This is a genomic window from Streptomyces sp. NPDC056231, from assembly GCF_048270745.1.
Taxonomy (GTDB): Bacteria; Actinomycetota; Actinomycetes; order Streptomycetales; family Streptomycetaceae; genus Streptomyces.
The window spans coordinates 17,714-30,264 of the sequence record NZ_JBLVKW010000028.1 but is presented as its reverse complement, the minus strand read 5'-3'; the positions used below and the strand labels follow the sequence as shown (position 1 = coordinate 30,264).

The following is a 12,551-nucleotide window of genomic DNA, read 5'->3' as shown; positions in this document are numbered from 1 at the left end:
GTGTCACCACTCCCATTCGTTGGCGGGGACCCGGATGTCCGCCGGATGCGCGGCCACCGCCGCCAGGCCCGCCCGGACGGCGGCGATCTGGAGGGTGAGGTCCATGCTCGGACCGTTGTGGCCGATCCGGGCGACATGCTCCGGGGTGTCGGGCAGATGGACGAAGCCGCACCGCGTGGGCAGCCCGAGACGGGCGGCCAGATGCAGGGCGGTGAACATGACGGCGTTGCAGCCGTGGGTCGAGGCGGAGTTGGAGATCAGCGCGGGCACTCCTGCCGCGCGCATCGCCGTGCTCATGGCCTTGATCGGCAGGGTGGAGAGATAGGCGGCCGGCCCGTCGGGGTAGAGGGGCTCGCCCGCCGGGCGGCGCCCGTCCTCGGCGAACTGGAAGTCCTCCACATTGACCGCGGTGCGCTCGACGGTGACGGTGGTCCGCCCCGAGAAGACCCCGCAGGACACCACGGCGGCCGGCGGCGGCCCGATCCCGCTGTCCGGCGCGAGCAGCGGGAGCAGCGCCTCCTCGGGGCGCTCGTTCCACAGCAGGGCGCGTCCGACCACCCGGTGGCCGCCGATCTCCTCGCCGTCCACGGCGAGTGCCACGGCAGAGCTGGGGTTGTCGGCGTAGTGCAGCTCGGTCCGGCTGGCCTCCGTGCCGAAGGCGCCGTTCCCGGTCACCAGAATCCAGGGTTGGGTCATCGTTCATCTTCCGGTGGGTGGAATGCGTAAGCCGGTGGGCGGAAGCGCTCAAGCCGGATGGGCGGAACGCGTCAAGCCGGCGGGCGGAAGTGCGTCTCATCGCCCTGGCTCAGCATCATGACGGAAACATCGAAGAAAAGAAACGTTTCTTTTTCTCGAAGAAACGTTTCTTTCAAGGTCTTGACCCCGAGTACCCCCAGGTGTTGACTGCCGCCATCAAGCACGAGCCCGAGGGCTCTTAGCAGCGCAGCCGGGACACAGCCGAGACATGGCACCCCGCCGGGATGGTTCCTCCGCTGCACGCGAACACCCGTTGACTCCGGCTGAGTTGCGCCCCGCGCCACCCAGGCCGCCGCACGACCCGTACACCCGACGTTCTGTGCGACTCGCATCCCCGCTGCGGGCCCGCCCCCTGCGTGACCCCGAATCCCTCGCGGAGGTACCTCCCTTGAACGCCCTCTCCGTCCCACCGCGCTCCAGACGGATCGCCGTGTCCCTGGTCGCCGGGGCGCTGCTGCTCACCGCCTGCTCCGGCGCCCCCCCGGAAAAGAAGCCCGCCGGCCACAAGGGGGTCTCCGTCACCGGACTGACCCCCAAGCCCGCCGGTGACCTCGAACGGATCACCTGGGCCGTGACGGCCGAACCGGCGTCCTTCGACTGGATCTACAACGCCAGCTTCGAGACCGGGCAGATCATGGCCAACGTCTGCGAGGGGCTCTTCCGGCTCGGCCCGGACATGTCGGTCCAGCCCGCGCTGGCGAAATCGTTCACCAACCCGGACCCGAAGACCTGGGTCTTCAAGCTCCGCCCGGATGTCACCTTCCACGACGGCACCACCCTCACGGCCGACGATGTGGCGTTCAGCCTGGCCCGAAACCTCGACACCAAGGCAGGCTCCTTCTGGTCAGGCGCCTACGAGAACGTCTCCGGGGTGAAGGCCACCGGCCCGCTGGAGGTCACCGTCACCCTCAAGAAGCCCGACTCCCTGTTCACCTCCTACCTCAGCAGCCCCGCCGGAATCGTCGACAGCAAGGCGACGGTCACCTCCAAGGGCAAGGCGTACGGCACCCCCGACGGTGGGGTGAACTGCGTCGGGCCCTTCGAGCTGAGCGCCTGGGACAAGGGTCAGTCGATGACCCTGACCCGCGACGACGACTACTTCGACGCCGAACACCGGGCCAAGGCCAAGGAGATCGAGTTCCAGTTCGTCCGCGACCCCGCCGCCTTGGTGAGCGGACTGCTGTCCGACTCCATCGACGGCAGCTGGTTCCTGCCGCCCTCCGCGCTCGGCCGGCTGTCCGGCAGCGGCAAGGGCACCGTCTACTACGGCGAGTCCACCCAGGGCTTCAACGCCATCGTGATGGACGCCGAGGGACCGCTGAAGGACCTCCGGATCCGCCGGGCGCTGTCCATGGCGATCGACCGCGAGGGCATCATCGACTCCGTCATCAGCGGCGCCGGTGAACCCCAGAAGGCACCCGCCGTCCCCGGCTCCTGGGGCTACGCCGAGGACACCTACCAGAAGGCATGGGACGGGCTCACCGTCACCGAACGTGACCTCGACGCCGCGAAGAAGCTGGTGAAGGAGGCCGGGGCGCCCGACCGGCCGATCGTCGTCGCGACGACCAGTGCCGAGGCAGAGGTCCCGGTGATCGGCGCGGAGATCCAGTTCGCCGCCAAGAAGATCGGTCTCAATGTCGAGGTCAAGTCCATCCCCGCCGACCAGTACAACGGCGTCTACACCGACCCGAAGGCACGCGAGGGCATCGACCTCTATCTGACCGGCTGGGGCACCGACTTCCCCGACCCGCTCCAGATGTACCAGTACTTCACCACCGGCCACTTCTACAACTTCTCCAGCTTCTCTGACCCCAAGTACGACGACCTCATCGAGGAGGCCGGCCGCACCCAGGACCCGGCCCGCCGTGCCGAGCTGGTCACCGCCGCACAGCGGATCGTCGTGGACGAGCTGGCCTGGATCCCCCTCTACGCCCCCTACAACACCCTCTTCCTCAACAAGCGGCTGACCGGCACCCCGGCCTCGTACGTGCAGCTGCACTACCCGTGGGCCGCCGACCTGGGAGCGTCCTCGTGACCCGGGCACCCGTGGACCTGGCGAGCGGAGTGACCGTGGAACTGGCCAAGGACCCCGAAGCACCGAGCGGCCCCAAGTCGCCGTCGGTCAGGAGCGGGATCGTGACCGGCGTACTGATCATGCTCGCCAAGCGGCTCTCCGCACTGGCCCTGCTGATGCTCGTGACCTCGTTCATCGTGTTCTCCGCGATGTATCTGGCCCCCGGTTCGCCCGAGTCCTTCCTGGTCCGGGGCAACTCCGTCACCGCGGACACCCTCCAGGCCATCCGCGACCAGTACCACCTGGACGATCCGTTCTTCGAGCGGTATCTGTCCTGGCTGGGCGGCATCTTCACCGGTGACTTCGGGCAGTCCCTCCAGTTCCGCCAGCCGGTGGGCGATCTGATCGGCTCCCGGGTCACCACCACCGTCACCCTGGTCGCCTACGCCTTCGTCCTGATCCTGGTCTCCGGTGTCGTCATCGGTGTGATCGCCGCGGTCAAGCGGGGCAAGACGGACAGCGCCGCCATCATCGGCACCACCATCGCGATGGGCACCCCGTCCTTCGTCATTGCGATCGGGCTGACCTCGCTGTTCGCGGTCACCCTCGGCTGGTTCCCGGCCTTCGGCGCGGGAGAGGGCTTCCTCGACCGGATCTGGCATCTCACCCTGCCCGCCGTCGCCCTCGCCCTGTCGTCGGCCGCCCTGGTGGCCCGCGCCACCCGCTCCTCGATGCTCGCCGAACTGAGCAAGGAGTATGTCGAGACCGCCCGGGTCCGGGGCATCCCGCAGCGCCGGGTCATCTGGCGGCACGCCTTCCGCAACGCCCTCGTCCCCGTCGTCACCCTCGCCGGACTCGTCGTCTCCGGACTGCTGGTCACCACCACCCTGGTGGAGACCGCCTTCGGCCTCAACGGCATGGGATCGCTGCTGGTCCAGTCTGTCAACGCCAAGGACTTCCCGGTCACCCAGGCGATCGTGCTGATCATCGTCGGCGTCTTCGCGCTCTGCAATCTGCTGGTCGATCTGCTGCACCCGCTGGTCGATCCGCGGGTCCGAGGAAAGGTGGGCGCCTGATGCCGGCCATGACCGACACCCCGCCGGGCACCCCGTCCGGGCCCTCCGCCAAGGGCACCCCGCCCGCGACCCCTGAGAAGACCGCACTCGTACGACGCCGGATCTGGCCGCGCCGGATCGGCGGAAGCAAGTCGGTGACCGTGTCCGTCGCGGTCCTCACCCTCTTCGTGCTGGTCGCGCTGTTCGCTCCCTGGCTCGCCCCGCACGACCCCAACGCGGTGTCCCTCGCCGACAGCCTCCAGGGCACCTCCGCCGAGCATCTGCTCGGCACCGACCAGTCCGGCCGTGACGTACTGTCCCGGCTGATCCACGGCGCCCGCACCTCACTGCTCGGCCCGCTCGGCGTCGTCGTCGGCGCCACCCTGCTCGGGGTCACCGTCGGAGTCGTCTCCGCCTGGCGCGGAGGCTGGGTCGACACCGTACTGTCCCGGGTGGTCGAGCTGATCTTCGCCTTCCCCGGAGTGCTGCTGGCGATCCTTCTGGTGGCCGTCCTCAGCGCCGGACTCAAGGCGACCGTCCTCGCCCTCGCCATCGCCTACGCCCCCTACATGGCCCGGATGACCCGCAGCGCCGCTCTCAGCGAACGGCACCGCCCGTACATCCGCGCCCTGGAGATCCAGGGGTTCTCCGCCCTGAGCATCATCGCCCGGCATCTGCTGCCCAACATCGCGCCCATGGTGCTCGCCCAGGCGTCCCTCTGCTTCGGCTACGCCATGATCGATCTCGCCGGACTGTCCTTCCTCGGCTTCGGTGTCCAGCCGCCCCAGGCGGACTGGGGCGCCATGATCTCCGAGGGCCAGGTCGCCCTGCTCCAGGGCGCACCGCTGTCGGCGCTCGCTCCCGGTGTCCTCATCGTCATCGCCGTCGTCGGCTTCAGCCTCATCGGCGAGGGTGTGGCGGACCGGATCAGAAGGGCGGACCGATGAGCATCCGCACCGCGTCGGCCTCGGCTTCGTCGTGGGCTTCGGCCTCGGCCCGGGCTTCGGCAGAAAGGCTTCTCCCATGACCACCGCCGCAGTGCCCCACACCGACCCACCGCGCACCGCGATGCTGGAGGTGGCCGACCTGTCGCTCACCGTCCGGCGCGGCCAGGACCGTAAGCCGATCCTCGCCTCGGTGTCCCTGACCTGCGCCAAGGGCGAGATCGTCGGCCTGGTCGGCGAGTCAGGGTCGGGCAAGTCCATGACCCTGCGCACCGCCGTCGGGCTCACCCCGGCGAACGCCGAGGTCAGCGGGCAAGTCCATGTGTCCGGCCGGGAAATGCTGGGCGCGTCCCCGAAGGATCTCGCCGAGGTACGGTCCCGTACCGCGTCGATGATCTTCCAGGACCCCCGGGCCCACATCAACCCCTTCCAGCGCATCGGCACCTTCCTCACCGAAGTTCTCCGCCTCCACCAGGGCCTGTCCAAGTCCGAGGCCGGCCGCACCGCCGCCGCCCTGCTCGCCGAGGTCGGCCTGCCCGACCCGGACCGCCATCTGCGCCAGTACCCGCACGAACTCTCCGGCGGCATGCTCCAGCGGGTGATGATCGCCGCCGCGCTGGCCAGTGAACCGGAACTGCTGCTCGCCGACGAGCCGACGACCGCGCTCGATGTGACCACCCAGGCCGAGATCATGTCGATCCTGCTGCGGCTGCGCCGCGACCGGGGACTGTCCATCGTCCTGGTCACCCATGACCTGGACCTCGCCGTCGCCGTCTGCGACCGCATCCATGTGATGTACGCGGGCTCCATCGTCGAGGCCAACTCCGCCACCGAACTCGCCCGCGCCCCCCGCCACCCCTACACCGCCGCCCTGTTCGCCGCCCGGCCCGCACCCGACCGCGCCGAACTCCACGCGGTGTCCGGCCGCCCGCTCGGCCTGTACGAGGTGAAAGGCGGCTGCGCCTTCGCCCCCCGGTGCCCGCAGGCCATCGGCCACTGCCATGACACCGCGCCGCAGACCCGGGAGGGCGACGGACACCGGGTGACCTGCCATCTGCCCGCCGATCCGGCGGAGCCCGCCGCGCCCGCCCCCGGCCTCACGAAGGGAGAGCGGAGATGACCGCCACCCGTTCCGTCCCCCCGGTCATCCAGGTCGAGGGGCTGCGCAAGACCTACGACCACGGGCGGGTCGTCGCCGTGGACGCGGTGTCCTTCGCGGTACCGGCCGGTGGCTCGCTCGGCATCGTGGGGGAGTCCGGCTCCGGGAAGACGACCACCGCCCGGCTGATCGTCGGACTGGAGGAACCCGACGCGGGCCGTATCGTCTTCGACGGACAGGAGATCCGCGCGGGCAGCGGTCGCGCCCTGCGCCGGCAGCGCGCCCGGACCGTACAGCTCGTCTTCCAGGACCCGTACCAGAGCCTCGACCCCCGGCAGACCGTCGGCGACGCCATCGACGAGGTGCTGCGGCTGCACCGGGACCTGGACGCAGCCGGACGCGACCGGCGGCGTACCGAACTGCTCGGTCAGGTCGGCCTCGGTATCCGGGAGGCGGCGGCGCTGCCGAGGGAACTCTCCGGAGGGCAGCGGCAACGCGTCGCGATCGCCCGCGCGCTGGCCGCCGATCCCCGGCTGCTGGTCCTGGACGAGGCGGTGGCGGCACTGGATGTGTCCATCCAGGCCCAGATCCTCAATCTGCTCTCCGAGATCCGCCGGGACACCGGGGTCGCCCTTATCTTCGTCAGCCATGACCTGGAGGTCGTCCGCTGGGTGGCCGAGGACGTGGTGGTGATGTTCCGGGGCGAGGTGATCGAGAGCGGCGCCACCGCCGACGTACTGGAACACCCCGAACACCCCTACACCCGGCTGCTGCTGTCCAGTGTGCCGCGACTGGGCTGGGACCCGGCCGAAGTGTCCAAGGCCCGCCGCGAATTCCTCGCGGCAGGCTGACCCTCCCTCTCCTCACACCCCCAGTTCTCCTGGCTTGCCTCTCTCCTCGCTCTCAACTCGTTCCGCGTCCGTACGTGGCGCCCGCTGGAGGAACCATGTCCCACCGCATTCCGCGTCCCGGCGCTCCGCGCCCCGGCCGGCCGCGCCGTCGCAGCACCACCACGGTCCTCACGGCGCTCACCGCCTGTACGGCGCTCGCCCTGTCCGCCTGCGGAGGGGTGGAGAACGGGGTCGGAAAGCGCACCGGCACCCCGGAACTCACCGAGTCGATGCCCCCGGCGAAGAGCGGCGTCGAGAGCCTGCGCTGGGCGCTGTACGCCGAGCCGTCGTCCCTGGACCCCATCTACAGCAATGACTTCCCGCCGATGGAGGTGCTCGCGAACGTCTGCGAGAGCCTGCTGAGGATCGACCCCGACTTCAGCTTCCAGCCGTCGCTCGCCGCCTCCTGGACCAACCCCGACCCGCTGACCTGGGTGTACCAGCTGAGGGAAGGGGTCACCTTCCACAGCGGCGCCCCGATGACCGCGGAGGACGTGGCGTACAGCCTCGGCCGTAACCTCGACAAGTCGCTCGGCTCCTACCATGACGCGGTGTACAAGAACGTCGATTCGATCGCGGCGACCGGGGACCGGGAGATCACCGTCAAGCTGAAGAAGCCGGACGCGCAGTTCAACCAGGCGATGGCGACCCCGGCCGGACGCGTCGTGGGGAAGGCCGAGTCCGAGAAGGCGGGGAAGAAGCTGGGCCGCCCGGACGGCGGGGTCGACTGCACCGGCCCGTTCCGGCTGGCCGACTGGTCCGCGGGCAAGTCCATCACCATCGAGCGCTTCGACGGCTACTGGGACGCCAAGCGCGCGGCCAAGCCGGCCAAGGTGGAGTTCGAGTTCATCCGCGACCCGGCCGCCCGGACGACGGCGATGCTCGCGGGGGAGCTGGACGGATCGTGGTTCGTCCCGGCGTCGGGATACGGGAAACTGCTGGCCCAGGGCGGCGACGGCGGGACGGCCGACGCGGGCGGGGAGGGGAACACCTCCCTCTACTTCGGGCGGACCTCGGGCAGTTATGTCGGCATGGTGACCGACCTCAAGGGCCCGCTCGCCGATGTCAAGATCCGTAAGGCGCTGTCCCTGGCGATCGACCGCAAGGGCATCATCTCGGCGGCGGTCTCCGGTGCCGCCGAACCCCTCAAGGCCCCCGCCGCACCCGGCACCTGGGGCTACGCACAGCCCGAACTGAAGGCGGCGTACGAGGCGCTGCCCGACCCGAGCGGACCTGTCGAGGAGGCGAAGAAGCTGGTGGCCGAGGCGGGAGCCCCCGCCGAGCCGATCACCATCGCGGTCACCGGATCGCAGTCGGAGATGCCGGTCATCGGTACGGAGATCAAGCGCGCGGGGGAGTCGATCGGGCTCAAGGTCGACATCAAGACCCTCCCCGCGGACAACTACAACGCTCTCTACAGCGACGCGAAAGCCCGTGAGGGCATCGACATGCTGTTCTCGCTGTGGCAGGCGGACTATCCGGACCCGACCGCGATCTACCAGTACCTCCAGACCGGCGACACCTTCAACTTCGCCCAGTGGTCTGACCCGGAGTTCGACCGGCTGATCAACGAGGCCAAGGCGACCGCGGACAACGAGCAGCGTGCCGAACTCATCGTCCAGGCCCAGAAGATCGCCGTGGACCAGTCCATCTGGATACCGCTCTACACACCCTTCAACCCCCTCTACCTGAACCCGGACCTGACCGGCGCCCCGCTCAGCTCGGTCCAGCTGACCTACCCGTGGGCGGCCGACATCGGGGGGAGGAAGTAGCGGCTGACGCCGGGCACCGGGTGCCGGGCGCTACAGCAGGTACTGCCACTTGGTCATACAGTCCCGCAGATCGACGATCGAGCCGTCCAGGGTGAAGGTCCCGTCGCCGCGGTGGTGGAACAGCCCGCGGCCGGGGCACCGAGGGATCGGTCCAGGCGCTGAAAGGTTCCAGCACGAACAGATCGTAGGCGGCGACCAGACCACTGTCGGCGACCCGGCACTGTACATCAAGCGGTCCTGCGTCAGGGGCTGGTGCTCCCGTACGCCGAGGTGGGCCGCCCCGGGGGCACCCCGGTCGTCCTGGTCCACGGCTATGTGGATTCCTGGCGGACGTTCGAGCCGTTGCTACGGCATCTGCCGCCGTCGCTTCATGCGTACGCGCCCACCCAGCGAGGCCACGGGGACGCCGCCAAGCCTCCGGGCGGCTACCTTCCCGAGGACTTCGCCGCCGGCCTGCTGGCCTTCATGGACAGCGTCGGGATCGGCCGGGCCGTGCTCGTCGGAGGGTCCAGCGGCGGTGTCCACCGCCATGTCGCTGACCTGGCGGGCGACGTCGGTCCACAGGGCGGCGGGGAGGTCGTGGCCGACGCCCGGGTAGGTCACCAGGCGGGCGCCGTCGATGGCCCGGGCGGTGGCGCGGCCCGCGCTGACACGCAGGATCGGGTCCTGCTCGCCGTGCAGGACCAGGGCGGGTCGGCGTAGCTCCTTGAGCCTGGGTCCGTGCCACTGGGCTCCGATCTGGCGGCTCTGCGCCTTGTTGTCGCGCGGGCCGCTGTCCACGTCGGCCTCGACCCAGGCGCGGGCCGCGGCCTCGTCGAAGGGGTAGCCGGGGGAGGCGATGCCGCGCCAGACGGTGAGGGCGGCCTCGATGTCGCCCTCGCGTCCCTCGGGGAACTTGGTCCGGGCGAGCTTGGCGAGCAGGCCGAAACGCAGGTAGCGCAGGACCCCCAGACCGGAGACGTCGCTGGGCAGGGCCGCCGAGGAGGTGACGCTGAGCACCCGGTAGGGGTGTCGCAGCGCGATCCGCTGGGCGATCGCGCCGCCCAGTGAGTGGCCGAAGACATGGGCTCGCTCCCAGCCGAGTTCGTCCATCACAGCGATGGCGTCGTCGGTCATGTCCTCGGAGGTGTAGGCGTCCCCGCGCTTGGCAAACAGGGCCTTGAAGGGGTTGGTGGTGGCGGTGTCCGGCATCCGGGTCGACTGGCCGGCGTCGCGCTGGTCGTAGCGGGCCACGGCGAACCCGGCGTCTCCGAAGGCCTGGCACAGTCCGGCCGGCCACCAGAACCGGGCGGTGGCCAAGCCCATGATGAGCAGCAGCGGTTCGCCCTCGGAGCCATTCAGTTGGTCGAAGGCCACTTGCACGTCGCCGTTGTGCGCGTACCGGGTCGGCGTCCACTCCTGCTGCGGCTGCGGCTGCGGCTGCGGCTGGGGCATGTCGGCTCTCTTTCATTTACTGCGATCTATGTTCGCAGTTCATATGGCCTAAGGTACTGCATACGCCGTTCGCAGAACAGGAGGGGCCATGACCGAGCCTTCCGCCCACAGCATCTGGCTGCGCCCCGAACGCGCCGGACGCGGCCCGACGCCCACGTTCGACCGCGACCGCATCGCCGCCGCCGGGATCGCCCTGGCCGACGCGGACGGCCTGCCCGCCGTCACCATGCGGGCCGTGGCGGTCGCCCTCGGGGCCGGACCGGCATCCCTCTACCGCTATGTGGCCACCCGCGACGAACTACTGGAACTGATGATCGACCAGGTCAACGGCGAGATCTCCTACGCCGGGCTCGGCTCCGGACACTGGCTCGACGACCTACTCGCCCTGGCCCGGCAGAGCAGGAGCGTCTACCTCGCGCACCCATGGCTGCTCGACGCGACCGCGACGAGGACCCCGCTGGGGCCGCACGCGGTCACCTACCTGGAGCACGCCCTGGCCGCGCTCGCCGACCTCGACGTCAGCCCCCGGACCAAACTGGAGGCCATCGCCATCCTCAACGCCGTCGTCTCCACTCTGACCCGCGCCGAGGTGATCCAGCATCTCGCCGGGCAGACCATCCCGCAGTGGCAGCAGGCCCAGGCGGAATACCTCACCCAGGTCGCCATGGCAGGCCACCACCCGCACCTCGCCACCGCCCTGGGGCAGCCGCCCGAGGCCGAGGATTCATCGGACTCGCTCTTGGCCCGCATCCTCACCCGTGTACTCACCGGGCTCCTTCAGTCCGACAACATCGGAGCGACCTCCGTGCGCGGTCGCGCGGAGGCAGAGCCACCCGCGGCCAGTCCGGTGTCGACCGCAACCTCCTGATGCCTCATCGGGAGAGTCATGCCCGAGCTCTCACCTCCTGCGACGCTCCGCCCCCTCACAAATGACCATCTGTGAGAGTGGCGACAGGCAGTTTCGGCGGCACCCCGGAAGATCCCCAGACTGCGCCTGCGGCCTCTACTTGGCCGTCCCCGAGATCTGACCGGATCAGCGGGTGCAGACCGGCCGTGTGGGAGAGCCGGTAGGCGCGGGCGTCACCGGACCAGGCCAGGCGCAGCACCGGGTCGAAGCGGTGGTGGACGGCGACGCCAGCGACCGCGCACGGGTCCATCCCTGATCTTGCGTGGGTATCCCCGGCTTCAGCCGGGGAGGGAAACGCATCCTGAGCGCGGAGGCGCGGAGCGCCGGAGTCTCTGCGTCTACGTCGGTGACGGTCAGGTGGTCCGCTTCTGGCCTTCGATGTACTGGCGGATCACGGTGAGCGGTGCGCCGCCGCAGGAGCCGGCGAAGTAGGAGTGCTTGGTCAGGTCGGTATAGGGGTGGGTATGTCGCGGTGGCAGGTGGGGCAGGCGCCGGTCCAGACTGCGAGGAGGGTCTTGGAGTTCGCGGACGACTTGGTAGAGGCTCAGGCCGGCGCCGCGTCTTTTGGGGCTTGGGCTAGTCGTTGCAGGGTGCAGAAGGCGTGCGCGACAGAGACAAGGGTGACGTGGTGGTGCCAGCCGCCCCAGGTTCGGCCCTCGAAGTGGGCCAGGCCCAGGGCCTGTTTCATCTCCCGGTAGTCGTGCTCGATGCGCCAGCGGGGCACTGTCATGTTGGCTGGCAGGGTGAGATGATCTTCGGGTTGATTGCTGGTGGAGGGGATCGTCCGTGGAGGGCATGTCGCCGTCGTACAAGGGTCACCGGTACCCGGTCGAGGTGATCTCGTACTGCGTGTGGCTGTACCACCGGTTCCCGCTGTCGTTCCGGGAGGTCGAGGAACTGATGCTCGAGCGCGGCGTGGTCGTCTCCTACGAAACCGTCCGGCGGTGGTGCCTGAAGTTCGGTCAGGCCTACGCCAACGCGCTGCGTCGCCGACGTCCCCGTCCCGGCGACAAATGGCACCTGGACGAGGTCTTCATCAAGATCAACGGTGAGCTGCAGTACCTGTGGCGCGCGGTGGACCAGGACGGCAACGTGCTGGACATCCTCGTGCAGAACAGACGCGACAAGGCCGCGGCCAGGCGTTTCTTCCGCAAGCTCCTCAAGAAGACCCGCTCGGTGCCGCGGGTGGTGGTCACGGACAAGCTCCGCAGTTACGGGGCCGCCCACCGCGAGGTAATGCCTTCCGTCGAGCACCGCTCCCACAAGGGCCTCAACAACCGGGCCGAGAACTCCCACCAGCCGACCCGGCAACGAGAACGCGCCATGAAGGGCTTCCGCAGCGTCGGCGGAGCCAGGCGGTTCCTGTCCGCGTTCAGCGGCATCTCACCCCACTTCCGACCCCGACGCCACCTGATGACCGCCACCGACCACCGCGCCGAAATGACCGTCCGCTTCGCGATCTGGGAGCAGATCACCGGCACCGCCGGCCTGCCCGCCACGGCCTGAGCGCGGAGCCGGAACCCGACCCCAGCACGCCCCGACGCCCCGCCGAGCGCCAACACCCTCGACAACGTGACAACGCCCGTTGCAGAAGTAAGGCCACTTCGCTGAACGCTGCCACGCTCGCAGCAATCGCGGGTTCCCGCAAGCAAAGGCCTTCCTGCATCGGTGACGAACGCG

At 69.5% G+C, this 12,551-nt stretch carries 10 protein-coding genes and 3 pseudogenes; 9 read left to right on the top strand and 4 right to left on the bottom strand.

The window, feature by feature from the left end:
• Positions 1-3: 3 nt before the first annotated feature.
• Positions 4-696 (bottom strand): pyroglutamyl-peptidase I, encoded by a 693-nt coding sequence (locus tag ACNPQM_RS21880; protein ID WP_418085387.1) that lies wholly within the window; start codon positions 694-696, stop codon positions 4-6.
• A 448-nt stretch (positions 697-1,144) separates the two neighbouring features.
• Between ACNPQM_RS21880 and ACNPQM_RS21875 the strand changes: the two genes are divergently transcribed.
• The 7 genes and pseudogenes from ACNPQM_RS21875 to ACNPQM_RS21845 all read left to right on the top strand — a co-directional run.
• Positions 1,145-2,791 carry an ABC transporter substrate-binding protein gene (locus ACNPQM_RS21875; protein WP_418085386.1) on the top strand — a complete coding sequence of 549 codons (1,647 nt, stop codon included), beginning with the start codon at positions 1,145-1,147 and terminating at the stop codon, positions 2,789-2,791.
• The gene (locus ACNPQM_RS21870; protein ID WP_418085385.1) at positions 2,788-3,846 is read left to right on the top strand and encodes an ABC transporter permease; all 1,059 of its coding nucleotides are present in this window, start codon (positions 2,788-2,790) and stop codon (positions 3,844-3,846) included. Before ACNPQM_RS21875 ends, ACNPQM_RS21870 begins: the two co-directional genes overlap by 4 nt.
• Positions 3,846-4,772, top strand: a complete 927-nt coding sequence (locus ACNPQM_RS21865) for an ABC transporter permease (RefSeq protein WP_418085384.1) — start codon at positions 3,846-3,848, stop codon at positions 4,770-4,772. The genes ACNPQM_RS21870 and ACNPQM_RS21865 overlap by 1 nt, the downstream gene beginning before the upstream one ends.
• Positions 4,773-4,848: 76 nt before the next feature.
• Complete coding sequence (locus ACNPQM_RS21860) at positions 4,849-5,889, top strand: ABC transporter ATP-binding protein (protein WP_418085383.1); 1,041 nt, start codon at positions 4,849-4,851, stop codon at positions 5,887-5,889.
• Positions 5,886-6,719: an ATP-binding cassette domain-containing protein gene (locus ACNPQM_RS21855; RefSeq protein WP_418085382.1), complete on the top strand. Its 834-nt coding sequence runs from the start codon at positions 5,886-5,888 to the stop codon at positions 6,717-6,719. Before ACNPQM_RS21860 ends, ACNPQM_RS21855 begins: the two co-directional genes overlap by 4 nt.
• Positions 6,720-6,814: 95 nt before the next feature.
• On the top strand, positions 6,815-8,530 hold the full coding sequence (locus ACNPQM_RS21850; protein WP_418085381.1) for an ABC transporter substrate-binding protein: 1,716 nt from the start codon (positions 6,815-6,817) through the stop codon (positions 8,528-8,530).
• Between the two features lie 252 nt (positions 8,531-8,782).
• Positions 8,783-9,094 (top strand): annotated as a pseudogene (locus ACNPQM_RS21845) (alpha/beta fold hydrolase); the annotation flags it as partial.
• Positions 9,095-9,109: 15 nt separating this feature from the next.
• Here ACNPQM_RS21845 and ACNPQM_RS21840 read toward each other — a convergent pair.
• Positions 9,110-9,964, bottom strand: a pseudogene (locus ACNPQM_RS21840) (alpha/beta fold hydrolase); the annotation flags it as partial.
• 88 nt (positions 9,965-10,052) lie between these two features.
• On the opposite strand from ACNPQM_RS21840, the gene ACNPQM_RS21835 reads away from it, so the two are divergent.
• Positions 10,053-10,832, top strand: coding sequence for a TetR/AcrR family transcriptional regulator (locus ACNPQM_RS21835; RefSeq protein ID WP_418085380.1), 780 nt, complete (start codon positions 10,053-10,055; stop codon positions 10,830-10,832).
• A gap of 55 nt (positions 10,833-10,887) precedes the next feature.
• On the opposite strand, the gene ACNPQM_RS21830 is transcribed toward ACNPQM_RS21835, so the two are convergent.
• Positions 10,888-11,121: a hypothetical protein gene (locus tag ACNPQM_RS21830; RefSeq protein ID WP_418085379.1), complete on the bottom strand. Its 234-nt coding sequence runs from the start codon at positions 11,119-11,121 to the stop codon at positions 10,888-10,890.
• A 294-nt stretch (positions 11,122-11,415) separates the two neighbouring features.
• Positions 11,416-11,589: pseudogene (locus ACNPQM_RS21825) on the bottom strand (IS701 family transposase); the annotation flags it as partial.
• A 77-nt stretch (positions 11,590-11,666) separates the two neighbouring features.
• Between ACNPQM_RS21825 and ACNPQM_RS21820 the strand changes: the two are divergent.
• Positions 11,667-12,377, top strand: coding sequence for an IS6 family transposase (locus ACNPQM_RS21820; RefSeq protein ID WP_418085435.1), 711 nt, complete (start codon positions 11,667-11,669; stop codon positions 12,375-12,377).
• The last annotated feature ends 174 nt before the right edge of the window (positions 12,378-12,551 follow it).

Excerpts from the sequence above, each read along its gene's own strand:
- ACNPQM_RS21880 (WP_418085387.1), bottom strand. The coding sequence starts at position 696 with ATGACCCAACCCTGGATTCTGGTGACCGGGAACGGCGCCTTCGGCACG.
- ACNPQM_RS21865 (WP_418085384.1), top strand. The coding sequence starts at position 3,846 with ATGCCGGCCATGACCGACACCCCGCCGGGCACCCCGTCCGGGCCCTCC.
- ACNPQM_RS21860 (WP_418085383.1), top strand. The coding sequence starts at position 4,849 with ATGACCACCGCCGCAGTGCCCCACACCGACCCACCGCGCACCGCGATG.
- ACNPQM_RS21855 (WP_418085382.1), top strand. The coding sequence starts at position 5,886 with ATGACCGCCACCCGTTCCGTCCCCCCGGTCATCCAGGTCGAGGGGCTG.
- ACNPQM_RS21850 (WP_418085381.1), top strand. The coding sequence starts at position 6,815 with ATGTCCCACCGCATTCCGCGTCCCGGCGCTCCGCGCCCCGGCCGGCCG.
- ACNPQM_RS21835 (WP_418085380.1), top strand. The coding sequence starts at position 10,053 with ATGACCGAGCCTTCCGCCCACAGCATCTGGCTGCGCCCCGAACGCGCC.
- ACNPQM_RS21830 (WP_418085379.1), bottom strand. The coding sequence starts at position 11,121 with ATGGACCCGTGCGCGGTCGCTGGCGTCGCCGTCCACCACCGCTTCGAC.
- ACNPQM_RS21820 (WP_418085435.1), top strand. The coding sequence starts at position 11,667 with ATGTCGCCGTCGTACAAGGGTCACCGGTACCCGGTCGAGGTGATCTCG.